The sequence below is a fragment of the Aurantimonas sp. E1-2-R+4 genome, assembly GCF_036549515.1.
Lineage (GTDB): Bacteria > Pseudomonadota > Alphaproteobacteria > Rhizobiales > Rhizobiaceae > Aurantimonas > Aurantimonas coralicida_A.
Map to the genome: position 1 here is coordinate 23499 of NZ_JAZHLK010000031.1, position 24952 is coordinate 48450.

26 protein-coding genes are annotated in these 24952 nt (G+C 63.5%); 10 read left to right on the plus strand and 16 right to left on the minus strand.

Annotated elements, in window-relative coordinates:
- Window positions 1-88: 88 nt before the first annotated feature.
- Both VQ045_RS14425 and VQ045_RS14430 read right to left on the minus strand, forming a co-directional pair.
- A complete protein-coding gene (locus tag VQ045_RS14425; RefSeq protein WP_331830586.1) occupies window positions 89-1267 on the minus strand; it encodes a UxaA family hydrolase in 1179 nt (392 codons plus the stop codon).
- A 75-nt stretch (window positions 1268-1342) separates the two neighbouring features.
- Entirely contained in the window at window positions 1343-1630 is a 288-nt protein-coding gene (locus VQ045_RS14430; protein ID WP_331830587.1) for a UxaA family hydrolase, read from the minus strand.
- A gap of 171 nt (window positions 1631-1801) precedes the next feature.
- Between VQ045_RS14430 and VQ045_RS14435 the strand changes: the two genes are divergently transcribed.
- Window positions 1802-2530 carry a GntR family transcriptional regulator gene (locus VQ045_RS14435; RefSeq protein ID WP_331830588.1) on the plus strand — a complete coding sequence of 243 codons (729 nt, stop codon included), beginning with the start codon at window positions 1802-1804 and terminating at the stop codon, window positions 2528-2530.
- 71 nt (window positions 2531-2601) lie between these two features.
- On the opposite strand, the gene VQ045_RS14440 is transcribed toward VQ045_RS14435, so the two are convergent.
- The 7 genes from VQ045_RS14440 to VQ045_RS14470 all read right to left on the minus strand — a co-directional run bounded on the left by VQ045_RS14440 (window position 2602) and on the right by VQ045_RS14470 (window position 9213).
- Window positions 2602-3597: an alcohol dehydrogenase catalytic domain-containing protein gene (locus VQ045_RS14440; protein ID WP_331830589.1), complete on the minus strand. Its 996-nt coding sequence runs from the start codon at window positions 3595-3597 to the stop codon at window positions 2602-2604.
- On the minus strand, window positions 3594-4352 hold the full coding sequence (locus VQ045_RS14445; protein ID WP_331830605.1) for an SDR family NAD(P)-dependent oxidoreductase: 759 nt from the start codon (window positions 4350-4352) through the stop codon (window positions 3594-3596). The genes VQ045_RS14440 and VQ045_RS14445 overlap by 4 nt, the downstream gene beginning before the upstream one ends.
- 20 nt (window positions 4353-4372) lie before the next feature.
- Window positions 4373-5677: a histidinol dehydrogenase gene (hisD, locus tag VQ045_RS14450; protein WP_331830590.1), complete on the minus strand. Its 1305-nt coding sequence runs from the start codon at window positions 5675-5677 to the stop codon at window positions 4373-4375.
- A gap of 9 nt (window positions 5678-5686) precedes the next feature.
- Window positions 5687-7018 carry a TRAP transporter large permease gene (locus tag VQ045_RS14455; protein WP_331830591.1) on the minus strand — a complete coding sequence of 444 codons (1332 nt, stop codon included), beginning with the start codon at window positions 7016-7018 and terminating at the stop codon, window positions 5687-5689.
- 7 nt (window positions 7019-7025) lie between these two features.
- Window positions 7026-7538, minus strand: a complete 513-nt coding sequence (locus tag VQ045_RS14460) for a TRAP transporter small permease (RefSeq protein ID WP_327624528.1) — start codon at window positions 7536-7538, stop codon at window positions 7026-7028.
- A gap of 156 nt (window positions 7539-7694) precedes the next feature.
- On the minus strand, window positions 7695-8846 hold the full coding sequence (locus VQ045_RS14465) for a TRAP transporter substrate-binding protein (RefSeq protein ID WP_331830592.1): 1152 nt from the start codon (window positions 8844-8846) through the stop codon (window positions 7695-7697).
- The gene (locus VQ045_RS14470) at window positions 8830-9213 is read right to left on the minus strand and encodes a hypothetical protein (protein ID WP_327650894.1); all 384 of its coding nucleotides are present in this window, start codon (window positions 9211-9213) and stop codon (window positions 8830-8832) included. The genes VQ045_RS14465 and VQ045_RS14470 overlap by 17 nt, the downstream gene beginning before the upstream one ends.
- Here VQ045_RS14470 and VQ045_RS14475 point away from each other — a divergent pair.
- On the plus strand, window positions 9212-10270 hold the full coding sequence (locus tag VQ045_RS14475; RefSeq protein ID WP_331830593.1) for a LacI family DNA-binding transcriptional regulator: 1059 nt from the start codon (window positions 9212-9214) through the stop codon (window positions 10268-10270). The genes VQ045_RS14470 and VQ045_RS14475 overlap by 2 nt on opposite strands.
- Window positions 10271-10383: 113 nt before the next feature.
- Window positions 10384-11556 (plus strand): Gfo/Idh/MocA family protein, encoded by a 1173-nt coding sequence (locus tag VQ045_RS14480; protein WP_331830594.1) that lies wholly within the window; start codon window positions 10384-10386, stop codon window positions 11554-11556.
- 15 nt (window positions 11557-11571) lie between these two features.
- Here VQ045_RS14480 and VQ045_RS14485 read toward each other — a convergent pair whose 3' ends face one another.
- Window positions 11572-12276 carry a GntR family transcriptional regulator gene (locus VQ045_RS14485; RefSeq protein ID WP_327624523.1) on the minus strand — a complete coding sequence of 235 codons (705 nt, stop codon included), beginning with the start codon at window positions 12274-12276 and terminating at the stop codon, window positions 11572-11574.
- Between the two features lie 259 nt (window positions 12277-12535).
- On the opposite strand from VQ045_RS14485, the gene VQ045_RS14490 reads away from it, so the two are divergent.
- The 7 genes from VQ045_RS14490 to VQ045_RS14520 all read left to right on the plus strand — a co-directional run bounded on the left by VQ045_RS14490 (window position 12536) and on the right by VQ045_RS14520 (window position 20575).
- Window positions 12536-13393, plus strand: a complete 858-nt coding sequence (locus VQ045_RS14490) for an isocitrate lyase/PEP mutase family protein (RefSeq protein ID WP_331830595.1) — start codon at window positions 12536-12538, stop codon at window positions 13391-13393.
- A 69-nt stretch (window positions 13394-13462) separates the two neighbouring features.
- A complete protein-coding gene (locus tag VQ045_RS14495) occupies window positions 13463-14683 on the plus strand; it encodes a CaiB/BaiF CoA transferase family protein (RefSeq protein WP_327646232.1) in 1221 nt (406 codons plus the stop codon).
- A 149-nt stretch (window positions 14684-14832) separates the two neighbouring features.
- Entirely contained in the window at window positions 14833-16131 is a 1299-nt protein-coding gene (locus VQ045_RS14500; RefSeq protein WP_331830596.1) for a TRAP transporter large permease, read from the plus strand.
- A 19-nt stretch (window positions 16132-16150) separates the two neighbouring features.
- Window positions 16151-17191 carry a TRAP transporter substrate-binding protein gene (locus VQ045_RS14505; protein WP_327646229.1) on the plus strand — a complete coding sequence of 347 codons (1041 nt, stop codon included), beginning with the start codon at window positions 16151-16153 and terminating at the stop codon, window positions 17189-17191.
- A gap of 12 nt (window positions 17192-17203) precedes the next feature.
- Entirely contained in the window at window positions 17204-17713 is a 510-nt protein-coding gene (locus VQ045_RS14510) for a TRAP transporter small permease (RefSeq protein WP_331830597.1), read from the plus strand.
- Window positions 17706-19658 carry an aconitate hydratase gene (locus VQ045_RS14515; protein ID WP_331830598.1) on the plus strand — a complete coding sequence of 651 codons (1953 nt, stop codon included), beginning with the start codon at window positions 17706-17708 and terminating at the stop codon, window positions 19656-19658. Before VQ045_RS14510 ends, VQ045_RS14515 begins: the two co-directional genes overlap by 8 nt.
- Window positions 19655-20575 carry a hydroxymethylglutaryl-CoA lyase gene (locus tag VQ045_RS14520; RefSeq protein WP_331830599.1) on the plus strand — a complete coding sequence of 307 codons (921 nt, stop codon included), beginning with the start codon at window positions 19655-19657 and terminating at the stop codon, window positions 20573-20575. Before VQ045_RS14515 ends, VQ045_RS14520 begins: the two co-directional genes overlap by 4 nt.
- 91 nt (window positions 20576-20666) lie before the next feature.
- Here the strand turns inward: VQ045_RS14520 and rlmH are convergent, their stop codons facing one another.
- From rlmH to VQ045_RS14550, 6 genes are all read right to left on the minus strand, one after another.
- A complete protein-coding gene (gene rlmH / locus VQ045_RS14525; protein WP_331830600.1) occupies window positions 20667-21149 on the minus strand; it encodes a 23S rRNA (pseudouridine(1915)-N(3))-methyltransferase RlmH in 483 nt (160 codons plus the stop codon).
- Window positions 21150-21200: 51 nt separating this feature from the next.
- Window positions 21201-21650, minus strand: a complete 450-nt coding sequence (gene rsfS / locus VQ045_RS14530; protein WP_442872881.1) for a ribosome silencing factor — start codon at window positions 21648-21650, stop codon at window positions 21201-21203.
- 87 nt (window positions 21651-21737) lie between these two features.
- Entirely contained in the window at window positions 21738-22223 is a 486-nt protein-coding gene (locus VQ045_RS14535) for a TadE/TadG family type IV pilus assembly protein (protein WP_331830601.1), read from the minus strand.
- 134 nt (window positions 22224-22357) lie between these two features.
- The gene (locus VQ045_RS14540) at window positions 22358-22876 is read right to left on the minus strand and encodes a TadE/TadG family type IV pilus assembly protein (protein ID WP_327624512.1); all 519 of its coding nucleotides are present in this window, start codon (window positions 22874-22876) and stop codon (window positions 22358-22360) included.
- Between the two features lie 4 nt (window positions 22877-22880).
- Window positions 22881-24128 (minus strand): TadE/TadG family type IV pilus assembly protein, encoded by a 1248-nt coding sequence (locus VQ045_RS14545; RefSeq protein WP_331830602.1) that lies wholly within the window; start codon window positions 24126-24128, stop codon window positions 22881-22883.
- A 212-nt stretch (window positions 24129-24340) separates the two neighbouring features.
- Window positions 24341-24634 (minus strand): hypothetical protein, encoded by a 294-nt coding sequence (locus VQ045_RS14550; RefSeq protein WP_327624510.1) that lies wholly within the window; start codon window positions 24632-24634, stop codon window positions 24341-24343.
- Window positions 24635-24952 lie beyond the last annotated feature (318 nt).

The window sequence follows — 24952 nt, forward strand, 5'->3', positions numbered from 1 at the left end:
ACAAAAGCCGTGGCGGCCGTCTCTGACAAGACGGCCGCCGATCAGGTATCACGCCGGGCGCTTCGTGGAGGCGTCCGGCGACGATGGCTCAGGCGCTGCGATAGAGCTTGGTCATGACGAATTCGCGATGTCCCAGCGCTTCGGCCGCCGTGACCCGGCCGTTCGCCGTGCGCATGATCGATTCGATCAGATCATCACCGGCCTGATCGATGGTCTTGTCGCGGCGCAGGATTCCGGTCACGTCGACGTCGACATGCTCGGACATCGTGCGCACGGTGCGCGGATTGGCGGTGATCTTGATCACCGGGACGATCGGATTGCCGACGACGTTGCCCTGGCCGGTCGGGAAGGTGTGGATGACATATCCGGCCGCTCCCATCAGCGTCACGCATTCGGCCGCCGCCGACGAGGTATCCATGAAATAGAGGCCGTTGCCCTTTTGCGGCGCCTCGGCCGGTTCGAGAATGTCGATGAATTTACACTCGCGCCCGATCTTCTCCAGATTGCCGAGCGCCTTTTCCTCGATCGTCGAGAGGCCGCCCTCGATATTGCCCTTGGTCGGCTGGCTGTCCGACAGATCGTCCGTGGCGTGGGCGAAGATGACGTCGTCCTGATAGGCCTTCCACATCTTGTACCAGCGCTCGCCGGTCTCGGCGTCGATCGCACGCTCCTTGCAGATGTGCTCGGCTCCGGTGATTTCCGAGGTTTCGCCGAAGACGCCGTAGATGCCCTCGGGGATCAGCTTGTCGTACATGTTGCCGACCGTCGGGCAGGAGCCGAGACCCGTCGTGGTGTCGCTCTCGCCGCATTTGGTCGAGACCCAGAGCTCGGACACGTCGCATTCGACGCGCTGCTGCTCGGTCGCCCACTGGACGAATTCCTTGGCCTTGCGGGAGACGTCCATGATCGTCTTCAGGTCGCCGTTCTGCTCGATCGAGAAGGCGGCCACGGGCTTGCCGGTCGCGGCGATGCCGTCGGCGATCTTCTGGGTCCAGCCCGGCTCGATGCCGACCACGATGCAGGCGGCGACGTTCGGGTTCGCGCCGGTGCCGATCATGGTGCGGAAATGCAGGTCGAGATCTTCGCCGAACTGCAGCCGTCCATAGGCGTGCGGCAGGGCGAGCGTACCCTTGATGTTGTTGGCGACGGCCTCGCAGCAGGCGTTGGAGATGTCGTCGACGGGCAGGATCACGATGTGATTGCGGACGCCCACGCGGCCGTTCTCACGGCGGTAGCCCATGAATTTGCGATTGGTGTTGATCGGCATGGATCGGGTCTCTTTCCTGAACTGACGGATAAACGAAGGGATCGAAGGCGGGACGGCGTCACCGCCCCAGCGCGATCACCAGCGGTTGGTCTTCAGATTGTGGACATGGACGTGTCCGCCCTTCTTCGCGTCCCCCTTCATGCGGCCGATATCCTCGCCGTATTTGATCGCCGTATCGCCCGTCGAAAGATCCTTCAGCGCGACCTTGTGGCCGATCGGCACATTGTCGTTGCAGATCAGCTTGAAGGACGAGTTGTCCGCTGTGACGACACACAGCATCTCGGTGCCGGCCTTGAGGTCCTCCACGACGACAACGCCGACGTTGTCCTTGTGATCGTGGACGAGCAGTTGCGGGATGCTCATGATTGATTCCTCCGAGGGTTACGGTTGATACAGACGTGAAAAGCAGCTGATCGAGCCGACTCCAAGCGGATCGGCCAATGTGCGATCATCTCGAGTCTTGTATAAGACATAAATTACCTTTACCCAGTTATGTCAAGCGGTTTAGGGTCTTTGGAAACGGGACGGTGACGCATGTCGGACGGAGAGAATGCCCCAGCGTTCAGACCGCTCTATCAGCAGGTGCGCGAGACCCTGGTCCGCCGACTGATCGACGGCGTGTGGACGCCGGGGCTGATGCTGCCGAGCGAATTCCAGATCGCGGCCGATCTCGGCGTCAGTCAGGGAACGGTGCGCAAGGCCCTCGACGCGATGACGGCCGAACATCTCCTGGTCCGGCGGCAGGGACGCGGCACCTTCGTGGCGCTGCCCGAGGAAGGCCGCATCCTGTTCCAGTTCTTCCGGCTCGCGGCCGACGACGGCACCCGCCTGTTCCCCGACAGTCAGGTGCTGGCACGGGTGCGTGGGCGCGCCGATGCCGCCGCCGCAAAGGCCCTGCAGATCGCGCGGAACGACGCCGTCTGGCGCATCGACCGCGTCCGGCATCTGGGCGGCCGGGCGGTCATCGCCGAGCAGATCACCCTCCCCGTCGCAAAATTCCCTTCGCTGGCGGAAATCCGCGACCTACCGAACAACGTCTACGCGCTCTATTCGGAGGTTTTCTCGATCACGATCGGGCGGGCTCTGGAACAACTCAAGGCGACCGGCGCCGACGCGACCACCGCCACGCGGCTGAACTGCCAGCCTGGCCATCCGGTACTGTCCATCGAGCGGGTCGCCTTCGCGCTCGACGGTTCGCCGGTCGAATGGCGCCTGTCCCGATGCGTGACCGACGGTTTCCATTACCAGTCCGATCTTCGTTGACCAGTCAAGATCGCTCGCGAGGGTTCACCGACGCGGCGCGAATTCCATCCATCGAACCAGCAGCTTGACGCTCAGGGTTTGAGGATGATCTTGGGTGCAGCCGCCGCGCCGTTGCGGATGTCGCGGAACGCGCCGAGGCCATCAGAGAGCGAGCGGGTCTCGGTCCAGTTGAGCGCGCCCAGACGTCCGTCGAAGATTGCTGCGGCGGTCTCCCGGAAATCCGCCGGCGTATAGGTGTAGGTGCCGATGAAGGCGATTTCCTGCAAGGTCATCTTCCGGATATCGAGGCCGCCATTGGCATCGCCGAGACCGATATGGACGATGGCACCGCCCGGACGCACCGCGCGGCAGGCTGCTTCCCGGGTCGCCGCAAAGCCGACGGCGTCGATAACCAGATCGACAGCCCCGTCGACGGCGCAGCCGGGCTGAGACGGATCGAATACATGAAAGTCGCCGGAACGCGTCAGCGTCGGGTGACGGGCCTTGTTGGTTTCGGAGATCGCGATGCCGGACGCGCCCGCGGTGGCAAGTACGAGCGCCGCGCCGAGGCCGATCGCGCCGCCGCCGATGACGAGGCATGTCGCCTCCTCCAGCGGTTTGGCGAGAGCGTTCCTTGCCAGTCTCACAGCATGCCAGCCGCAGGCGATCGGCTCGGCGAGCGCGGCCTTTTCGAAGCTGACGCCGGCGGGAATGGTAACGAGGTTTTCCAGTGGCATCGACAGGCGCTCGGCGAACGCGCCCTCGCGTGGCGGCATGGAGATGATCTGCCGCTGGGGGCACAAATTGTTGCGGCCCGCCTTGCAGGCCTCGCACTGGCCGCAGGTCACCAGCGGATTGACGGTCACGCGCCGGCCGGCCTCGGGGCCATTGACGATCGTGCCGGCCGCTTCGTGGCCGAGGATCAGCGGCGCCGGACGCCGCTCGTCATGGCCGAGAAAGGCGTGCATGTCGGACCCGCAGATGCCAACCGAATCCACCCGCAGCAGCGCCTCGCCGTCTCGCGCGACGGCGTCCGGCACGGTGTCGTATCGCAGCTGCTCGGGACCGGTATAGACAAGCGCCTTCATTTGGCGGTGAACCCCCCATCGACGAACAGGATCTGGCCGGTGACATAGGCTGACGCATCCGAACACAGGAACAGCAGCGGCCCCGCGAGATCGGCGAGTTCACCGTTGCGGCCGATGCAGGTCTGGCCCGCATGGCGCTCCGCGAGGGCCTGATCGGCGAAGACCGGGCCGGTCAGCTCAGTCGGGAAAAAGCCCGGCGCGAGCGCGTTGGCCAGAACGCCAGCGCCGGACCAGGCTTCCGCCATCGCCCGCGTCAGCTGCTCCACGCCGCCCTTCGAGGCGCCATAGGCGATGCCGCCCGGAAAGGCGCGGCGCGATTGCAGCGAAGCGAAATTGACGATGCGACCCCAGCCCTTCGCCTTCATAGCCGGCACCAGCGCCTGCGCCAGAAAGAACGGAGCCGTCAGATTGAGCGCGAGCGTTGCGTCCCACCCCTCGGGAGTGACATCGTCCGCCGGCTGGCGGGTGTTGAGGCCGGCGGCGTTGATCAAGATGTCGGGCGGACCGAACGGCCGCGATACGGCGTCGGCGACATCGCTCACCGCGCTTCGATCCGAGAGATCGGCGACGACCGTAGCGACCTTGCCGCCCGTCTCCGATTTCCATTGGTCGAGAACGTCGCCGCGCCGCGCCACCCCGACGACCGACGCGCCGGCTTCGGCGAGCATGGTGGCCGCGGCCCGGCCGAGCCCGCTGCTTGCGCCGGTCACGCAGGCGACCCGCCCGCTCACATCGAAAAGCGCCTGGCTTGCCACGGTCACGTGTTCTCCTTGCCTCACTCCGCCGCGCTCAGATCGAAATTCTCGCCGGGAAAATATTTGGCCAGGCGAATGTCGGCGGTGCGGGCATGGCCCTCCATGCCTTCCAGCCGCGATATGCGTGCGGTGGCCTCTGCAACCGGCCGCGCGCCGTCGCGCGTAGCCCGCTGCCAAGTGACCATTTTCATGAATTTGTGGACCGACAGGCCGCCCGTATACCGCGCGGCGCCGGAGGTCGGCAGCACATGGTTGGTGCCGGACGCCTTGTCGCCAAAGGCAACCGTCGTCTCCTCGCCGAGGAAGAGCGAGCCATAGCATTGCAGGCGATCGAGCCACCAATCCGGATCGGCGGCCTGCACCGACAGATGCTCGGGCGCGTATTCGTCGGCGACCTTGGCCATTTCCTCGCGGTCCTTGCAGACGATCACCTCGGCATAGTCGCGCCACGCCGCAGCTGCGTTCTGGCCGTTCAGTTCGGGCAGCGCCGCGATCAAGGCAGGCACTCTCTCAAGCACGGCCTCGGCCAAGGGCCGGTGCGAGGTGACGAGCCAGACCGGCGAGTTGTAACCATGCTCGGCCTGCCCGACGAGGTCGACGGCGGCGATCTCCGGATCGGCGGTTTCGTCGGCGAGGATCAGGCTGTCGGTTGGCCCCGCGAACATGTCGATGCCGACGCGGCCGAACAGGATCCGCTTGGCTTCGGCGACGAACTGGTTGCCGGGTCCGACGAGAATATCGGCCTTCGGCAGACCGAACAGGCCGAACGCCATGGCCGCGATGCCCTGGACGCCGCCCATCGCCAGGATCGAGTCGGCGCCGCACAAATCGGCGGTGTAGATGATCGCCGGATTGACGCCGACACCCGGCCTGGGCGGCGAGCACGCCGTGATGTGGCTGCAGCCGGCGACCTTCGCGGTGGTCACGGTCATCATTGCCGAGGCGATATGGCTGTAGCGACCGCCGGGCGCATAGCATCCCGCCGCTTGGCAGGGGATGGATTTCTGGCCGGCGATCAGTCCGGGAACGACCTCGATCTGGATATCGCGGATCGTCTCCCTCTGTGCCTCGGCGAAGCGACGCACATTGTCATACGCGAAGCGGATGTCGTCCTTCAGCTTCTGCGAGACCTTTGAGCTGGCTTCCGCGATCTCATCCTTGGTCAGCACGACATTGCCCTCATAGCGATCGAACTTCTCGGCATAGGCGCGCGCCGCAGCCTCGCCGCCCGCTTCGATCTCGGTGAGAATGGCCTGCACCGTTTCGCGCACATCCCCGGCGTCCGATGTCGACGTCTTGCTGGCTTTCTTGAGATATTCGGCCATGGAAGTTTCCTAACGATAGATCTCGGGGAGCATCGCCGTGGAAATCGCCGGCACGTAGGCGATCAAGAGAACGACGGCGAGCATGAAGATGACGAAGGGCACCGCCCGCCAGGCAATCGGCAGGATGGATTCGCCTGTCAGCCCCGAGACGACGAAGAGGTTCAATCCCAGCGGCGGGGTGATGAATCCGACCCCGAGCGAGGTGACCATCATGATGCAGAACTGGATTTCGTTCATGCCGATTTCGTCGGCGAGCGGTTTCAGGATCGGCGCCAGGATGACGATGTTGGGCGTCGTCTCCATCACGCATCCGGCAGCGATCAAAATACCGATCATCAACAGGATGAGCATGTTGGGATCGTCGGTCAGCGAGGTCACCGCGAAGACGAAGCCTTGCGGCACGCCGAGCGCGGCCAGTGTCTGCGCCAGCGGCAACGACATCGCGATGATCGGCACGATGACACCGTTCACCTTGGCGGACGAAACCAGCATGGAGGGGAAGTCGGAGAGCTTCAGCGTCCCCAGGACGAACCCCAAGATGATCGTCACGACGACTGCCGTCGCGCCGGCCTCGGTCGGCGTCAGGCGGCCCGAGAAAATGCCATAGAAGATGATTCCGGGAACGAGAAATGCATACCAGCCGCTCTTCAGCGCCCGGCCGACATTGCCCAGCCATTCGCGTCCGGAGATCGCGCCGCCGCCCTCGTAGGCGTAAATCCGGTTGACGACGATATTGGTCAACAGGATCGAGAGCAGGATGGCGATGCCCGGAATGATGGCTGCCTGAAACAGCGTCGAGGCGGAGATGCCGAGCACCAGACCGACGATGATGTAGGCGATGGACGGGGGGATCAAAATGCCGGTGCAGGCGCCGGCGGCCACCAGGGCGCAGGCGTAAGGGCGCGGATAGCCGGATTCCACCAGACGGTCGATGGTCATGCGCCCGACCGCCGCTGCGCCAGCGGCGTCGGAGCCCGAGATCGCCGAGAACATGCCGCAGACCAGCACCGTGGCCGAGCCGAAGCCGCCCTTGGCCCAACAGGTCAGCGCTTCGGCGATGTCGAGGAATTTTCGACTGAGACCGGTGCGGACCAGCACATCCCCCGTCAGGATGAACAGCGGCACCGCCGTTAGCGCGAAGGCGTCGATCCCATCGAACAGGGATTCTCCGAACAGCGACAGCGGAAGCACCTGCGACCAGGCCAGCATCGCGACAGCCGAGGCGCCGATCGCGGCCCAGACCGGAATGCCCAGGATGATGAGCGCGACGAAAAGCAGAACCGGGCCGTAAAAATCCCATCCCAGTTCCACCGCCTGCTGTTGGAGTTGTTGCCAAAGCATCTGGGCCTCAATCGAACAGGCGCTCGCCCTCGTAGGGCGGGCGGCCGCTCACGAGGGCGGCGGTGTCCCGCACAAGGGACTGGGTGAGGCGAAAGATCATCAGGGCAAAGCCGACCGGCACGGCCATCAGGAACCAGACCATGGAAACCCGCAGACCGTGGCTGACCGAGCCGAATCTCCAGGAGACCTCGACGGTCTCGAACGACCAGTAGACGGCAAAACCAGCAACGACGAACATGACCAGGTCGCCGAGGATGTAGAGCAGCGCCTTGGCGCGAACGGACACATAATGGAACAGAACGTCGATGCGGATGTGGGCGCGCTCCTTCACCGCCGAGGCTGCGCCGATCCAGGCGAGATAGATGAAGGAATAGCGGACGATTTCCTCGCCCCAGATCGAGGAATAGGCGAATAATTCACGCCGGATCACCTCGACCGCCATCGTCGCGACGAGGACCGTGTAGAAGATGAGCAGCGCCCATCGCTCGACGTTCCGGTCCAGGAGCATCAGAATTTTCACGCGCCTCTCCCCTTCGCGGCAGAGCGGCGCCGACCACCGTCACGAACGGCAAATCCGGCACAGACCCTGACCCTCGTCAACGGCGCTCTATCCCGCGCCCTGCGATCATGAGATCGCGGATGAACGCGCTCGAGGCGCACTCATCCGCGCGATGCGTCAAGCGTCGTGGACGTAGTAGCGTCCCGTCGTGCCCGCAGCCTCCTCGAGGCCTTTGAAGACGTCCATCGATCCAGCGAGTTCGGACTTATAGGAATCCCAGTCGCTGTGCTGATAGCCGCCGGCTTCCTTCCATTCGCCCAACTGGTCCTCGCTCAGCGAATGAAACTCCACACCGGACTTTCGCATCTCAGCCATTGCGTAGGTCCGGGACGACGGCACCTTGGCAAGGTTCTGGTGGAAGGTCATCTCCGAGGCCCAGTCGACCGCCTCCTGAACGTCCTTGCCGAGCCCATTGAACCATTCGAGGTTACAGGCATAGCACTGGCTGTCGGGAACAGCCTGCGTGAACGTCACATGGCTGAGGATGTCCTTGAACCCGAAGGCATAAAGAGCGCCGACCGCGGGATCGAGCGCATCGGCCACACCCTGCTTGATCGCGGAGGACGTCTCGCCCCAAGCCACCGGCGTCGGATTGGCCCCGACCATGCGGTAGTATTGCTGCAGCATCTTGGAGCCGGGCACGCGAAATTTCACGCCCTGCAAGTCGCCCGGGGTGATGATCGGATTCCCGCCCTTCCTGACCGCCACGACCCGCGGATCGATGCAGAAGTAGAACAGGGGCCGGAATCCACGTTGTTCAACCTTCGCGTCGACCTGTTCTTTCCAGATATCGGACGTGACGAGGTTCACGAAGCGCTGATTGGAGCCGCACAGATACGGCATGTTGATGAGGTCGACGACCGGCGCATAGGGGGCGAAATTCGACAGCGAGAACTGACCGACGGGCACGGTTCCGCCCTGCACTTTCTGCGCCAGCGCACTGCCCACGCCGAGTTGTCCACCAGGGGCGAGCTTGACGTAGATCCGGCCATTGGAAGCGTTCTGAAGGTTCTCCTTCAGGTCAAGCTGCATCATCGGGTAGCTGCGCGTCGTGCCAAGTTGGTACTCGGTCGCCACCGTCACGACGTGCTCGGCGGCTCCCTCCCGCTCCCTTTCCTCGCTGGCCGCCTGCGCGACCGCCACATCCGACCAAAGCGTGCCCGCCGCGCCGGCAATCATGGCTGCAGTAAAAGCCCCGGCACCCGTCAGGCGCAGAAAATTCCGGCGCTCCGCGGATTCCAGTTCTGTGGGTTCATGAATCTTGGACATTGGTGGCCTCCTCCCGACCGTTATCAATATTGGGGACGTCAGATCTGCCTTCCCGTGCTCGCTCACGGTGCAACACGGCAATGACGAAAAGGGTCGATGCCAGTGACAAGACCAACATCTCCCCGACGTCGGAGAGAAAAGCCTTCCCAGCCATTGCGCCGAGAACGACATTCGCAACGAAAATCGCAAACACGACCCCGGTCGCCGCAAGCGCGGCAGCACCCGAATTACGCATCGTCTCCTCCATGATTTGATGCGTCCCCGACAGGGTGTATGCCCTTTCAATCATCGATGCAAGCGCTTGCATATTGCGATTGGCAACAATTTCTTGGATAATGACGGTCACGGACGCAAGGAAAAACAGCATGAGCGGCAGGTCTGCACCGACACTTGAAGACGTTGCGCGCCGCGCCGGCGTCTCAACCGCGACGGTGTCACGCTGCCTGAATGTGCCGGAGCGTGTCCTTCCCGCTACCAGAGAACGGATCATCCTTGCGGTCGCCCAGCTGGGATACACGCCCAATTTCGGCGGTCAGGCTCTCGCCTCGAACCGGACCAACACCGTCGGCGCGGTCATTCCGACCATGGAGAACGCCATTTTTGCTCGTGGCATCCAAGCGTTTCAGGAAGCCTTGGCCGCATCCGGCGTGACGCTGCTCGTCGCGAGTTCGGGCTACGACCCCGAGCGAGAGGGCGAACAGATCCGCGCGCTCGTCGGGCGAGGCGCCGATGGACTCTTGCTGATCGGCGTGACCCGCCCCGAAGCGACGTACAGTTTCCTGCGCCAGCGCGGGGTGCCGTATGTCATTGCCTGGAATTATCGCCCGGGCGACGACAACCTCTATGCCGGATTCGACAATCGCAGCGCGGCGCGCGCGCTGGCCACTAAAGTGATCAATTACAACCACACGATGATCGCTATGATTGCCGGCAAGACCGAGACGAACGACCGGTCCGCCGATAGGGTAAGCGGCGTGCGTGATGCGCTGGCGGCTGCCGGAATGGACGCACAGGCGATGCCGGTCGTGGAGACCACCTACTCGCTTGACGGAGGCGGCCGCGCCTTCGAAACCTTGATGCGACGGCACAATCCTCCGACGGCCGTGATCTGCGGCAACGACGTCCTGGCGGTCGGCGCGATGACCGGGGCCAGGGAACTTGGGATTTCGGTTCCGGCCGACGTCTCGATCGTCGGCTTCGACGACATCGACCTGGCGCTCGTGGTCCAGCCGCAACTGACCACCGTGCATGTCCCGCATCGACGCATGGGCGAAGCGGCAGCCAAGCTATTGCTCCAGCTCAGGGACGGCCATCCGAATATGGAAAGCGTCATCCTCGACACGCATGTCGTGGAGCGTGGATCGCTCATCCGTCACGTTAGCGGGATGCCGCTCTTCCTGGGGCAAGGGAAAGCGGCTGTATGATGATCGCGATTCGAATCAAGACGATAGAATCATCGGCCAACATGCGGGATGAAGGTCTCCGCTGACGGCGGGAAGCTCCCGTCCGCCTTGGGCAAACGACGGGGAGAAAAACAATGGTCTCAGCGGCACGAGCGATTCCGGTGGCGCGGCCCATCCGGCTCGGCATGGTGGGCGGTGGCCAAGGCGCCTTCATCGGCGCAGTCCATCGCATCGCGGCCCGCCTCGACGGCGAGTTCCAGCTTGTGGCCGGCGCCTTCTCCTCCGATGCCGAGCGCTCGGTGGCCTCCGGTGCGGAGATCGGTATCGATCCGGGCCGCGCCTATGCCACCTTCCAGGCGATGGCCGAAGCCGAGGCCGAACGCGACGACGGTATCGAGGCCGTGGCGATCGTCACGCCCAACCATCTGCACTTTTCGCCCGCCAAGATGTTTCTGGAAGCCGGCATCCACGTCATCTGCGAAAAGCCGCTGACGGCGAAGCTCGAGGACGCGGTGGAGCTGCAACGGATCGCCGCGGCCTCGGGGCGCGTCTTCGTGCTGACGCACAATTACACCGGCTATCCGATGATCCGTCAGGCGCGAGACATGATCGCCGCCGGGGACCTCGGGCCGTTGCGCGTCGTGCAGGCCGAATATGCCCAGGACTGGCTGACGGAGGCAGCCGAAACGGCGGGCTCCAAGCAGGCCGAATGGCGCGTCGACCCCGACAAGGCCGGCGCCGGCGGCGCGCTGGGCGATATCGGCAGCCACGCCTTCAACCTTCTGACCTTCGTGACGGGCCTTGCGCTCGACAGCGTCGCGGCCGACCTTTGCGCCTTCGTCCCCGGCCGCAGGCTCGACGACAATGATCACCTGATGCTGCGGTTTAAGGGCGGGGCGAAGGGCATGCTGTGGGCGAGCCAGGTCGCACCCGGCCACGAAAACGGCCTGCGCCTTCGCGTCTACGGCGAAAAAGGCGGGCTCGAATGGACGCAGGAGAACCCGAACCAGCTCTGGTTCACTCCGTTCGGCGAACCGAAGCGGCTGATCACTCGGGGCGGATCGACCGCCGTTCCGGCCGCCCAGCGCGTCACCCGCGTTCCGGCGGGGCATCCGGAAGGCTATCTGGAAGGCTTCGCCACGATTTACCGTGAAGCGGCGGCTGCCATCCGGGCCGTCACCGACGGTCGCCCGATTCCGGCAGAGGTGATGTTTCCGACGATCGAGGACGGCGTCGACGCCATGCGCTTCATCGACGCCGCGGTGCGCTCATCGTCCGACGACAGTCGCTGGACGAAACTGCGGTAGACGCGCCACGCCCGATCAAAGCGCGATATCATCCCGGTCGTGATCCCCACCGTCCCGCAAGTCCGTCATGGTCTGCAGCAGGGTATTGCGGGCCGCCAGGATATGCGCCCGCATGACCGACGCGGCCCATTCGGCATCGCGCGAGGCGATGGCGCTGACGAGATCACGGTGATCGGCAAAACTTCGTCCGAGGTCGCGCGGCCGGAACTTCGTGTAGGTGTGGATGAGGAAGCCGATATCCATCAGCCGGTCGGCGGTATCGCGCAGCGTCTGGTTGCCCGAGATGTCCAGAATCCGATGGTGCAGCCGCTTGTTGAGATCGGACAGGATCTCGACCGCGTTCTCCTCCCCTGCCCTGGCCTCCATTTCGTCGCAGATTGCCGCGAGCGCACCAATGTCCGCATCGCCGCGCAGAGTGGCAGCAAGGCCGGCGCCGCTGCTCTCGAGCAGCGCGCGGACCGCGTAGACCTCGCTCACCTCGCGGATCGTCCGACGCCGGATCACCGCCCCGGCATGCGGCACCATCTCGATGAAGCCGTCCCCGGCGAGTTTGCCCAACGCCGCTCGGATCGGTGTCCGGCTGACGCCAAAGCGCTCGGCGAGCACCTCTTCGGTGAGGCGCACACCGTTTTCGTAATCGCCTTTGAGAATGGCCTCCCGCAGCGCCGCGTAGACCCGATCCGCACTGCGTTCGCTCGGCACCCGTTTTCTAGACACCATGGTTGCGGTCCATCGCGAAGCTCCGTTTCATTGCGAATGATTGGATACAAAAACGCATTCTGACAACCTTATTTAATCATCAGATTGACAGATTGGATACAATCCGTATTTTCAGTCAAGTTGAGCGCTGGGAGGCGCGGCGGAACGCATATCCGAAAACAGGCGACCGCCTTCGGGTTTGCGTCCGCAGTGACAATTGTCCGGCATCGCAGGATGCCAGACCGCGAAGCCCGGTCGGGCGCGCTAAGGGGGTGATCAAATGGCAAATCCCGCATTGAAGGCTGCGATCGCCCGCAAGGATTTCATTCTTGCGCCTGGCATCTACGACCTCATTTCGGCGCTCATCGCCGATCGCATGGGTTTTCCGGCTCTCTACGTCACCGGCTATGGCACGGTGGCCTCTTCGCTCGGATTACCGGACGCGGGCATTGCGACCTATTCAGACATGCTCGGACGGATCGCGCAAATGGCGCGGATGACCGAGACACCAATCATAGCCGATGCCGACACCGGTTATGGCGGCCTTCTCAACGTGCATCACACCGTGCGTGGATACGAAGCGGCGGGCGTCAGCGCGATCCAGCTCGAAGATCAGGTGTTCCCGAAGAAATGCGGCCACACGCCGACCCGTCAGGTCGTGCCGAGCGAGGAGATGGTTCGCAAGATTCAGGTTGCCGTCGACAGCCGCCAGAGCGACGATTTCCTGGTTATTGCCCGCACGGACGCTCGCACCGCACTTGGTCTGGACGAGGCCATCCGGCGCGCCGTCGCTTATGGCGAAGCCGGAGCGGATTTGATCTTTGTCGAATCGCCGGAAAGCGTCGACGAAATGGCCCGGATCGGTCGCGAGATCGACCGGCCGCTGATCGCCAACATGATCAATGGCGGCCGGACTCCGCTGTTGCCGGCGGATGAGCTTCAGGCGCTCGGCTTTGCCGTCGCGATCCATCCGGCGGCCGGGTTCCTGTCCGCCGCTGCCGCGCTCCAGACAACCTATGCAGATCTCAAGGCGAATGGCATCAATACGGATCGCACCGAGCTCTACAGCTTCGCCGATTTCAATCAGTTGATCGGCTTCGAGGACGTCTGGGCGTTCGACCGGCGTTATGCGGTTTAGCGGCATGGCAAAGCGGTTCGAAAGAGGAACACCGAGCGACATCGGGGTGGAACTGCGGGAGCGTCTCGTTTGAGCAGCAGGGAGGAAACCGACCGTATGGGTCCGTTGGAAGGTATTCGCGTCCTGGAGATGGGTCAGCTGATCGCAGGCCCGTTCTGCGGACAATTGCTGGCCGATTTCGGCGCGGAGGTCGTCAAGATCGAGCCGCCGAAGACCGGCGACGCGATGCGGCAATGGGGCCGCACCGATGCCGACGGCCATACGCTCTGGTGGCCGGTGATTGCCCGCAACAAGAAATCCCTCACCCTGAACCTGCGCGACAGCCGCGCGCAGGACATCGTCAAGGCGCTGGTCGCCAAGACCGACATCCTGGTGGAGAATTTTCGCGCCGGCCGCATGGAGGAATGGGGGCTGGGTTACAACGTCCTGTCGAAGATCAACCCCGGCCTGATCATGGTGCGCATCACCGGGTTCGGCCAGACCGGACCGTATAGCGACCGCGCTGGCTTCGCCTCGGTCTGCGAGGCGATGGGCGGCTTGCGTGAGATCAGCGGCCATCCGGATCGACCGCCGGTGCGCATGGGGATTTCGCTCGGCGATACGCTGGCCGGCCAGAACGGCTTTCAGGGCGCTCTCCTGGCATTGCAGCACCGCAACAGCACGGGCGACGGGCAGATGGTGGATGCGTCCATCTACGAATCGGTGCTCTCCGTGATGGAAAGCCTCGTCTCCGAATATGACGGCGGCGGTCATATCCGCGAACGCTCGGGCAGCATCCTGCCGGGGATCGCGCCGTCCAACGCCTATCCGACCAAGGATGGCGGCACGATCATCATCGGCGCCAACCAGGACAGCCTGTTCCGCCGCCTGACCGCCCTCATGGGGCAGCCGGAACTCGCCGACGACGAACGGTTTCGCGACCATCAGGCCCGCGGGCGCAATCAGGCGGAAATCGACGCCATCATCGGCAAGTGGACGCAAACCAAGCCGGCGAAGGAGCTGGTCGACGAGTTGGCGAAGGTCGCGGTCCCGGCCGGTCCGACCTACCGGGCGAAGGACATGCTGGAGGATCCGCATTTCCAGGCGCGCGAATCCGTGACCCGCGTGGACGATCCGACGCTCGGCCGCTCGATCGCCATGCAGAATGTGTCTCCACGTCTGTCCGCATCGCCCGGAACGATCCGCCATACCGGCCCCGCCCTCGGCCAGCACACGACTCAAGTGCTGGCGGAATGGCTCGGCTACAGCGACAACGAAATTGCTCGACTGGACGCCGACGGCGTCATTTGAGCCTTGAACACGAGCGCAGCGCCAGTGCGCCGCGCCATCCTGGGGAGGATGCAAGTGACAGGAACGACAGGCAGGCCCGGCTGCGGCGGGGCGACGGCTATGACCATAGGCGACTTGCGTCACGCGGCGTATTACGGGGATGCTCGGCGATGATCGAACCCATCATCGTCGTCGTCATCCTGTTGGCGCTCATCGCCATCGGTGCGCCGATTTTCCTGGCGCTGGGCGCGGCCGGTCTGACCGGCCTCTACATGGCACGCGGCTCGATGGCGTTCTTCTTCGGCCCGACGTCGCTGTTCGGCCAGTTGAACAGCTTCGAGTTGCTGGCACTGCCGCTGTTCGTGCTGATGGGCAATTTCCTGGCGGCGACGCCGGTCGGCAAGAACCTCTTCCACGCGACGGTGGTGTGGCTGCAATGGCTGCGCGGCGGGCTCGCTATCGCGACTGTGGGCGCCTCGGCCGTGTTCGGCGCCGTCAGCGGCGTGTCCATCGCCGGTGTCGCCGCCGTTGGCTCGATCGCCATTCCGCAAATGCTGGAGCGCGGCTACAGCCGGTCGATCGCCGCCGGCAGCGTCGTCAGTTCCGGCGCGCTCGCCATGCTGATTCCGCCAAGCGTACCGCTGATCATCTACGGCGCGGTCTCGAGCGTTTCGGTCGCCGACCTGTTCATCGGCGGTATCGTGCCAGGCATCGCCCTCGCTTTGGCGCTTTCGGTCTATCTTTATATCCGCGTTCTGCTCAATCCGGAGGAAGCCCCGCGAGGAGAACATGTCCATTACAGCTGGGGTGATCGGCTCCGGGCGCTTGCCGGCATCTGGCATGCGGTGCTGCTGATCGCCGTGGTTCTCGGCACGATCTATTCAGGCGTCGCCACCCCGAGCGAGGCGGCGGCCTTCGGCGCGATCGGCGCCTTCGTCATCGCCGCCTTCATCTTCCGCTCGGTGGGAGTCAAAGGCACGATGAAGGTGCTCGGCTCCAGCGCGCGTATTTCCGGTGCCATTCTCCTGATCATGGGCTGTGCCCGGATCTTCGGCGACTACCTGAATTACGTCCGTGTCCCCGACGCAATCACCGGCCTTCTGGTCGGAACCGAGCTGCCGCCGGAGGTCATTCTCATCCTGATCATGCTGGTGCTGGTCGGCCTCGGCATGCTGGTCGACGCGGTCTCGCTCATCGTCGTCACCACGCCGATCCTGCTGCCGCTGATCCAGACGCTCGGCTACGACCCGCTGTGGTTCGGGATCATCCTGGTGATGAATCTGGAGATCGCGGTGATCACCCCGCCGGTCGGTCTCAATCTCTACACGCTGAAGGCGGTTGCCCCGATGCTGCGCATCGAGGAGATCGTCCGCAGCGTCGTGCCATTCGTCGCGGTTCAGTTCGTGATGCTCGTCATCTTCGTGCTGTTCCCGGCGATCAGCCTCTGGCTGCCAAACCTGATGAAATAAACCCAAGGAGGAAAACAACATGACCATCAACAGACGCGGTTTCATGACCGCCACCGGCGCGCTGGCGCTCGGCTCGGCGCTCGGCCTTCATTCCAGGGCCGCTTACGCGGAAGCGCAAAAGCTCACCGGCGTCACCTACCTGCCGCCGTCCTATGCCGATCTGGCCTATGGCAGCCAGGGCTTCGTCGACTTCGTCAACGAAAAGCACGGTGACGTCGCCACGATCGAGTTCTACGATTCCGGCCGCCTGCTGTCGGCGGACGAACAGCTCCCGGCGCTGCGTGCCGGAACCATCGACTTCATGTTCCACACGACGTCCTACGTCACCCGGTCGCTGCCGATCCTCGGCATTACCGGCCTGCCGGGCGTGGTCGGCGAGCTCTACGAAAATCCCGATCGCCTCAAGCGCGGCTCGCCCCTGTTCCAGCTCGTCGAGGACGAGCTGAAGAAGAATGGACTGACCGTCTTGAGCCTCGGCGGCGGCATCATGGAGCCGGAATATATCTGGAGCACCAAGGACTCGCCGATCCGCAGCCTCGACGACATCGAAGGCAAGAAACTGCGCGTCGTTTCCTTCGAGGCGACCAAGGCGATCGAAGACTTCGGCGGCGCGGCCGTGCGCATACCCTCCTCCGAGCTCTATCTCGCCATGCAGCGCGGCACCGTCGACGCGGCCGTCGCCAACATCTCGACGATCAACGGCCGTAAGATCCAGGAGCAGGCCTCCCAGGTCTACAAGCTGCCGGTCACCGCCTTCGGCATCGGCATCTTCGTCCAGACCGATCGCTGGGAGGCGATGAGCGAGGAGGTCCGCAACGCGATGATGGCGGGCGTCGAGTGGTTCGACGAGAATAGCGCGCGCGTCGCCAATCAGGACTATTTCGACGCCAAGTACTGGCCGGCGTTCCGCGAGGCAGGTCTTGAGGTCATCGAGCCGACCGAGGCGGAGCTGGAGCGTTTCCGCGAGGTCAGCACGAATGTCCGCGAGGCCTGGATCGGAGAAGTCGGCGAGGAGGTCGGCAAGAAGGCGATCGATCTCGCCATGGGCAAAGACGCTTAAAGGAGCGAAACCATGCTCGCCGTCCCGTTGAAACTGTTCGAGGCGTTCGCCCGACTCCTTGAAATCGTCGGCCAGGGCGTCCTCGCCTTCATGGCCCTGACGATCACCTACGACGCCACGATGCGCTATCTGTTCGCGGCGCCGACCTCGTGGAGTCTGGAGATCAACTCGTTCCTTGTCGTCTACCTCGCGGTGATGACAGCGGCGGAGGTTCAGCGGCGCGGCGAGCATATCGGAATTACGCTTCTCGCCGACGGCCTTCGTCCCGGCGGGAGGTGGGCGGTGACAACGGCCATCGGCATCGTCGGCGCCGTGTTCTGTGCCATCATCACCTGGCGCGGCGGGCTGATGGCGTACGACGCATGGGCCTATGGGGAGCGCGTATCGAGCGCTTTAGGCACCCCCATGTGGCTTGCCTATGCCATGCTGCCGATCGGCTTTGGAACGCTCGGATTGCAGTTCCTGATCAACATCGCACGCGGCCCCGCGGCTGCGTCTTCGGAGACGATGCCGCATGTCTGAGAACCTCGCGCGCAAGCTCATCGCCAGCCGTCTTGTGTCCGGCGACATGACGCCGGGCGCGGAGATCGCCCTCAAGATGGATCAGGCTTTACTGCAGGACGTGCTCGGCACCCTGGTGATGCTAGAACTCGAGGCGATGGGCATCGAGCGGGTCGCCACCAACCCGAGCGTTCAATATATCGACCACGGGCTGGTGCAATCCGACGAGGTGAACGCGGACGCGCACCTCTTCCTGAAGAGCGCCTGCGAACGCTTCGGCATCGTCTATTCCGGCCCGGGCAACGGCATCAGCCACCCGGTGCATATGGAGCGTTTCGGCGTGCCGGGACAGTCGATGGTCGGCAGCGACAGCCACACCCCGGCGGCGGGATCGCTCGGCATGCTGGCGATCGGCGCTGGCGGCATCGAGGTGGCGCTCGCCATGGCCGGCGAGCCGCTGTTCCTGACCATGCCTGATATCTGGGGCGTCGAACTGACCGGGGCGCTGCCCGACTGGGTCTCGGCCAAGGACGTGATCCTGGAAATGCTGCGGCGTCACGGCGTCTCCGGCGCGACCAACACGATCATCGAATATTACGGCCCCGGTCTCGGCTGCCTGTCCGCCATGGACCGGCATGTCATCGCCAATATGGGCTCGGAACTCGGCGCTACGTCGAGCGTGTTTCCCAGCGACGAGGCGATCCGGCGCTTTATGCAGGCGCGCGGACGCGAGGCGGACTGGGTGCCGCTCGCCGCGGACGCCGGATGCGCCTACGACCGTCACGAGACGATCGATCTGTCGACGCTGGAGCCGTTGATCGCGCGCCCGCAGAGCCCCGACAACGTGGTTCCCGTCACCGAAGCCGCGGGCGAGCCGATCTATCAGGCCTATATCGGCTCCTCCGCCAATCCCGGTTATCGCGACTTCGCCGTCGTCGCCGACATTCTCGACGGCAGGACCGCCGCCGAAGGGGTCTCGCTCGACATCAACCCCTCCTCCCGCCAGGTGCTCGACGCGTTGGTGCAAACCGGCAAGCTCGGCGCCTTCATCCGCTCCGGCGCACGGCTGCATCAGGCCGGCTGCAATGGCTGCATCGGCATGGGCCAGGCGCCGGCCAGCGGACGCAACAGCCTGCGCACCGTGCCGCGCAATTTCCCCGGTCGCTCCGGCACGCGCGAGGATTCGGTGTTCCTGTCGAGCCCGGAAACGGCGGCGGCCTCCGCGCTCAGCGGCGTCATCACCGATCCGCGCACGCTGGAGATGGCCTATCCGAAGATCGCCGAGCCCGAGACGATGCGCGTCAACGACGCCGGCTTCATCTTTCCCAAACCGGGTGTCCGGCCAGCCCTCTATCAAACCAAGCACACGCCGACGCTGCCCGACTTCGACGCGTTTCCCGATGAATTCACGGTCCCGGTTCTCCTGCGCCTCGGTGGCAATATCTCGACCGACGACATCATCCCGGCCGGCAATGTCCTGCCCTTCTGGAGCAACGTCTTCGAGACGGCAAAATACGCCTTCGCGCAAATCGACGGGAGCTATCCGGAGCGGGCCACGGAGGAGAGCCGGGGCCACGCCATCGTCGCGGCGAAGAATTACGGCCAAGGATCGAGCCGGGAAAACGCCGCGCTGGTTCCTAGACTTCTGGGATTGCGGCTGGTGATCGCCGAGAGCTTCGCGCGCATTCATTGGCAAAATCTTGCCAGCTTCGGCGTGCTGCCACTGACCATCGACGCGGCAGCCGGCATCGACGCCGGCGACACCATCCAGATCGAAGCCGTGCGGAAGCAACTGGCTGCCGGCCCATCTGTGGCAGCGACGGTCGTTTCCTCGTCGGGCAAGACGCGCCAGATGACGTTCCAGCACGCGCTGAGCCCCCGGCAGATCGAGATCATGCTGCAGGGCGGCGTGATCAACTGGGTGAAGGCGCAGTCTTCCGGTACGGACGCAAGGAGATCGGGATGACCGGCAATTCCCAGTCAGTCGAGATCGTCGAGGTCGCCCCACGCGACGGCTTCCAGTCGATCGACAAGCCGCTGCCGACCGAAGAGAAGATCGCGATCATCGAGGCTCTGCTCTCCGCCGGTGTGAAACGTATGGAACTCGGCTCCTTCGTCAGCCCGAAGGCGATCCCACAAATGGCGGACATGGCCGACATCGCCGCGCATTTTCAAGACCGGGACGGCGTTCGCCTGTCGGTGCTGGTGCCCAATACCAAGGGCGCCGAACTGGCGCTGAAAAACCGTTACAGCGAACTGGTCTTCGTGTTTTCGGTCTCCGAGGCGCACAACCAGAACAATGTCCGCCAGAGCGTCGAGCAGTCGCTGGCACAGCTGCGCGCCGTGGTCGACACGATGGCGCACGATGCCAATTTCCGTCTGCGCGTCGATCTCGCGACGTCGTTCGACTGCCCGTTCACGGGCACCGTGCCGCTGGACGACGTTCGTCGTGCCTTCGCCAAGGCCATCGAGATTGCGCCCGAGGCGGAATTCGCTCTGTGCGACACGACCGGCCGGGCCGACCCGCTGACCGTCAAGGCGCGGTTCGAAGCGGTCATGGCCGATGCGCCGACAGCCACCAGCTGGGCATTTCACGGCCATGACACCTTCGGCATGGGTGTCGCGAACGCGCTGTTTGCCTATCAGGCCGGCGTGCGGGTGATGGAAGGCGCGGCGGCCGGTCTCGGCGGTTGCCCTTTCGCGCCGGGCGCCACCGGCAACACCGCCACCGAGGACCTGTATTTCGCCTTCCAGCAAGGCGGCATCGACACCGGCCTCGACCTGGAAAAACTGCTCGTCGCGGCCGACCGTATCGCCGCTTTGCCCGGTGGCAAGACCGGCGGGCATCTGCGCATCGTGCCCCGGAAGAGGGCCTACACCTGAAGCAGGGCCGGCTCGCCCGAATCCGTTGAGATGTTGGACCGCGCTGGCAGTTCCCGGCCACGGCATGTAGCGCGCGATGTTGCCGCAACCGTCAGGCGCGATGATAGGGATGCCCGGCGAGGATCGTCGCCGCGCGGTAGAGCTGTTCGGCGACCAGAATCCGTGCGATCTGATGGGGATAGGTCATTCGCCCGAGAGAAAGGACGAGGGTCGCGCCGGACCGCAGGGCGTCGTCATGACCATCCGGGCCACCGATGAGCAAGGCGAGGTCGCGGCGGCCGTCGTCGCGGAACGTGGCGATCGCCGAAGCAAACTCCTCCGACGACAACGTTTTTCCCCGCTCATCCAAAATGAGGTGAACCGAGCCCTCCGCCAGCGAGGATCGCAGCCGCTCGGCTTCTTCACGCTTGCGCTCGGGTGCTGTGCCGAGCCGTGATTCGGGATATTCGGAAAGCCCCTGGTAATCGAGCCCAAGCGGCGCGCCGGTTTTCTTCAAGCGGTCGAGATAGCGGTCCGCGAGCAACCCTTCCGGGCCGGCTTTCATCCGCCCGATTGCCGCAATCGTCAGTCGCATCGGCCGAGCCCTTTCCTCGGCCGAAGCCTCACTCCAACAATGACGCGCTGATCAATGGATCGTCGCGTCTCCGGCATCTCCGACGGACCACATCTTCTCGATGTTATAGAAGCTGCGGACTTCCGGGCGGAAGATATGGACGATGATGTCCCCGGTATCGACCAGCACCCAGTCGCCGTTCTGAAGGCCTTCCACCTTCGCCATCCCGAAGCCGTTGGACTTGAGATCGCGAAGCAGGTGGTCGGCGACCGCCGTCACATGACGATGCGATCGTCCGGAGACGATCACCATGTGATCGGCCAGCGCCGATTTGCCCTTCATGTCAATGGAAACGATGTCCTCGCCTTTCGAGTCTTCCAGGCTCGAAATCACGAGATCGATTGCAGTCCGGCCGACCGAAACATCGGTGGCGGGCGCGTCAGAAGGAGTGGTCTCGAAGACGTCCTTCGCTTCAGCCGCAGGTCTCAGTGTCGTTTTCCCTTTCCACGGGCAGACAATCAGTGCCGAAATGGCCCTGATCTACTGAATGTAGGCAGTCTTTGGTGTCGGTTTCAAGACGCACTGATATAAGAACGACATCATTCGACCCTAACAGTCGGTGCAAATGACGTCGGTCCCAACGCGGGGCCGAAGATAATACGTCCCCCCCATCTCAAAGAGCGTAGTCAATCCATACCCTCCAAACGGCAAATATTGGTAAGTCGTCGAGGCGACCAAGATGGACTGACTGCGTAGGCCGGCAAGGTCGGCGGGCAACTGGAAGGGCCCGCCGGAGGCATCGGGAGTGGACCCTCTTGCCTGGGACCAACCGACGGACGCGCCGCCCTCGGCATTGATCTTGACCGCCGTCACCTTGATCGCGACCTTCGTGGCGTCGTAGGGGGCGACCAGCGCCGATGAGACCGCGAAGATGGCGCCGATCTCGGCTTTGGTCGTTTCGGGGATCTGGGTGATGAGGTCATTCACCGTACTGGCGGTGTGTTGGATTTTCCGATTGAGCGTGAATGCCATGGCGACTTCCGAGCCGGCCATATAGAGCATCAGCAATATCGGAGCGATCAGGGCGAATTCCACGGCAGCGACGGCTCCCGTCGCACCGCGGAATTTCCCCGCGCGGCCTCGCCCTGGGTTCCCACGCCGGCCCCTGGCGCCATCAGACGGCCCGCCGGCCGTTTTCCAATGCCTGTGTAACGAGCGGAACAACCGCATCAAAACATCTCCGTCCGGAAAGCCGCCATCCCCGCGAGGAGGTGCGACCCATCCCCCATATTCGAGAGATATTTACGCATCAGGTCCGTGTAGATCGGCCATTTGTAATAGACACGGAGAGCGACAATCGAACCGGGACCGCCCGGCGCATAGCTGAAGCCGGTCGTGTCGAGATTCCCGCCACTGACCGGGGACGAGGAAGGAATTGCCGCAAAGCTCGAATAGGACTTGAGATCGATTTGGAGTTTTTGACAATCCAGAAGAAACCCAACCTTTCCGCACAACCGCTTGCGAAAATCCACCTCCGATAGATTGGCAGCCTGGATCTCGCCGGTACGTACCGTACGGCTGACACGGGCGACCGCCTGATCGAGGGTCAATTCGCCGAGAAAAACCAACGACGTCTCGATCGTGGCGAAGACGATCAGCAGGAATGGCATCGCCAGCAACCCGAACTCGACGATGGTCGCACCAGATCGATCGTTCCGCAGCCGAGTGAGTTTGGGAAGACGCGGCATGACCTTACTGCACCAGCAAGGGGGAGTAGTCCTTCGCAAGCCGGTCTCCTTTGTAGCCGGCTTTGTCGAAGTCCGAATTCAACGTCATCTTAAGCGTGGTCGTGCTGTTTCCAGTGAAGGATATCGTATCGGCGACCAACGCCATCTGATCAGAGCCGATGCCCAATTCGCCGCTGCCGGTGATCTTCAGGTTGTGTTTCGGCAGATAAACGGTTCCTTTGATGTTCACCGATCCGCCGCCGGCAATCGTGGCGTCCTTGGCGGGGGCGATGTCCCTGCGTCCGGCCATTGCGATTCCGGCATAGGTGCCCGTCGTCGGCGCCGAGATGTTCAGATTGGCGCCGCCATTCACCTTTGGATACGAATGGTCATCGACAAAAATCAAGGTTACGCCGTCACCCGAAAGTGTGGCTTTGGATGACAGATCGAGGGGGCCACCGGCAATGACGTAGGTCCCCGGCGCCAGCGTGATATTGGCCGAGGACGGAGCCTTCAAGCCGCCGCAATAGCGGCCGGGCTGGAGTGTGAAGTCACCGTCGCCCAGCGACGCGTTGCTGGACAGGCAGGTCCCTGTTTTCGCCGGCATCGGCAGATCCGCATAGGGGTCTTCCACAGGATCGCAACCACCCGTCACTTTCGGCGAGAATTGACCCGACCCGCCCCCAACGGCGCAAAAATCCTTGGCCTTGGCGGTACCCGCCCCGGATTGGAAAAGCGCACTGCTGGATATCGAGTTGGAGTGGACCGAGCATTGAGGACCGATAAAGTCGGACGATCCGCCGAAGGAAATCGCCTTCGACGCGGTTTGCGATAGGCCGATCATGCAGTAGCTCGACCGCAAGGGCCCGACGACGGCCTTCGCCAATACCTCCATCGGAAAGCTTTGCCCGAAGATCGGAAACGCCAAGGGATAGTCGTATGCTCCGGTGACCGTGACGCTGCGCTCGGCCTGGTTGATAGTGACCGCGACGGAAACAGCGTTGATCTTTTCGTTCGATGCGAAGAACGACTTGCCATTGGCGATCAACGACGCCTTGTCGGCTTCGCTCAATTTGCTAAACTTCAGTCCGGCCGCCTTCACAGTCGCCAGCGCCGCGCTGTCTGCGGCGTCCTGCATCACGCTCCGGTTGCTCAGCGCCGCCGAATAATCGACGGCAAGCCCCATCGCTCCAATCAGGGGAATGGCCAGCAACGCCGTCATGATCGCGAAATTACCCGATTGGCTATCCGCGAATTTCCTGATCATACGCATAACGCTCTCACCCGACAGATAATCACGGGCAATCTACAGCGGACGCATTAATGGCGCTTTAAATAAACATGAAGGATCAGACGTAGCGGCAGATTTCCGGGCGGGCCGAGACCGATCGACAGATCACCAAACCAACCGCAAAGCGGTCTAACGCCGCGCCGCCAAGACCGGCAGGGGTAGCGCCTTCATGGCCTTGGAGGCGATGGTGGTCGTCAGTTTACGCGACCAGCGCGACAGCGTCGGTAGGCTGCAGCGCCGTCGTCTCGCGCCTGCTGCCGATAGAGAAGATCCGCGCCAATGCTGTCTTCGTCCCGATCGATCCTGCCCTCGTAACTGTTTCCCGCCGTCTGGCGCCCATATTGCTGGCAGAAGGCCTCCGTTCCCCGTGAATTGGGGTTCGCCGAGACCTGCGCGCCGGCAATCGGCGATAGATTGGGATAGGGCGTACCGGCATTGCAGCCGGCAAGGCCGACGAGAATGCCCAGCAATAGGATGGTGGCGCGCATAACTGCCTCCAATAACATGACGATCCTCACCCCCTATCTGGAGCAGCAGGTGCCGGGCACCAAGGGTGATAAAGCAGGCGTGTTCGCCACCGGTCCGGCATGTGGCCGTTTTTCCCGGCATGCTGATGCGGAGACTCCCATCGTATTCCGTGGGGAAAGGCTGAACGACAGGTCGAGCCCGATGCGTTGTCCCATTCGGGTTGCGGTCGGGGATGTCCCGAAGTTTGTTGAACTTCGTTGAGCGGCGATGCCGGGTTGAACGTTACGCGGCCCTCGATGCAGGGGCAATGAACTTTTCGGCATTTTGGCGCTGATGGG

What these genes read in the sequence shown, in the direction of transcription:
- VQ045_RS14425 (WP_331830586.1), bottom strand. Translation starts at nt 1,267, where the DNA reads ATGCCGATCAACACCAATCGCAAATTCATGGGCTACCGCCGTGAGAAC.
- VQ045_RS14430 (WP_331830587.1), bottom strand. Translation starts at nt 1,630, where the DNA reads ATGAGCATCCCGCAACTGCTCGTCCACGATCACAAGGACAACGTCGGC.
- VQ045_RS14435 (WP_331830588.1), top strand. Translation starts at nt 1,802, where the DNA reads ATGTCGGACGGAGAGAATGCCCCAGCGTTCAGACCGCTCTATCAGCAG.
- VQ045_RS14440 (WP_331830589.1), bottom strand. Translation starts at nt 3,597, where the DNA reads ATGAAGGCGCTTGTCTATACCGGTCCCGAGCAGCTGCGATACGACACC.
- hisD (WP_331830590.1), bottom strand. Translation starts at nt 5,677, where the DNA reads ATGGCCGAATATCTCAAGAAAGCCAGCAAGACGTCGACATCGGACGCC.
- VQ045_RS14455 (WP_331830591.1), bottom strand. Translation starts at nt 7,018, where the DNA reads ATGCTTTGGCAACAACTCCAACAGCAGGCGGTGGAACTGGGATGGGAT.
- VQ045_RS14465 (WP_331830592.1), bottom strand. Translation starts at nt 8,846, where the DNA reads ATGTCCAAGATTCATGAACCCACAGAACTGGAATCCGCGGAGCGCCGG.
- VQ045_RS14475 (WP_331830593.1), top strand. Translation starts at nt 9,212, where the DNA reads ATGAGCGGCAGGTCTGCACCGACACTTGAAGACGTTGCGCGCCGCGCC.
- VQ045_RS14470 (WP_327650894.1), bottom strand. Translation starts at nt 9,213, where the DNA reads ATGCTGTTTTTCCTTGCGTCCGTGACCGTCATTATCCAAGAAATTGTT.
- VQ045_RS14480 (WP_331830594.1), top strand. Translation starts at nt 10,384, where the DNA reads ATGGTCTCAGCGGCACGAGCGATTCCGGTGGCGCGGCCCATCCGGCTC.
- VQ045_RS14485 (WP_327624523.1), bottom strand. Translation starts at nt 12,276, where the DNA reads ATGGTGTCTAGAAAACGGGTGCCGAGCGAACGCAGTGCGGATCGGGTC.
- VQ045_RS14490 (WP_331830595.1), top strand. Translation starts at nt 12,536, where the DNA reads ATGGCAAATCCCGCATTGAAGGCTGCGATCGCCCGCAAGGATTTCATT.
- VQ045_RS14500 (WP_331830596.1), top strand. Translation starts at nt 14,833, where the DNA reads ATGATCGAACCCATCATCGTCGTCGTCATCCTGTTGGCGCTCATCGCC.
- VQ045_RS14505 (WP_327646229.1), top strand. Translation starts at nt 16,151, where the DNA reads ATGACCATCAACAGACGCGGTTTCATGACCGCCACCGGCGCGCTGGCG.
- VQ045_RS14510 (WP_331830597.1), top strand. Translation starts at nt 17,204, where the DNA reads ATGCTCGCCGTCCCGTTGAAACTGTTCGAGGCGTTCGCCCGACTCCTT.
- VQ045_RS14515 (WP_331830598.1), top strand. Translation starts at nt 17,706, where the DNA reads ATGTCTGAGAACCTCGCGCGCAAGCTCATCGCCAGCCGTCTTGTGTCC.
- VQ045_RS14520 (WP_331830599.1), top strand. Translation starts at nt 19,655, where the DNA reads ATGACCGGCAATTCCCAGTCAGTCGAGATCGTCGAGGTCGCCCCACGC.
- rlmH (WP_331830600.1), bottom strand. Translation starts at nt 21,149, where the DNA reads ATGCGACTGACGATTGCGGCAATCGGGCGGATGAAAGCCGGCCCGGAA.
- VQ045_RS14540 (WP_327624512.1), bottom strand. Translation starts at nt 22,876, where the DNA reads ATGCCGCGTCTTCCCAAACTCACTCGGCTGCGGAACGATCGATCTGGT.
- VQ045_RS14545 (WP_331830602.1), bottom strand. Translation starts at nt 24,128, where the DNA reads ATGCGTATGATCAGGAAATTCGCGGATAGCCAATCGGGTAATTTCGCG.
- VQ045_RS14550 (WP_327624510.1), bottom strand. Translation starts at nt 24,634, where the DNA reads ATGCGCGCCACCATCCTATTGCTGGGCATTCTCGTCGGCCTTGCCGGC.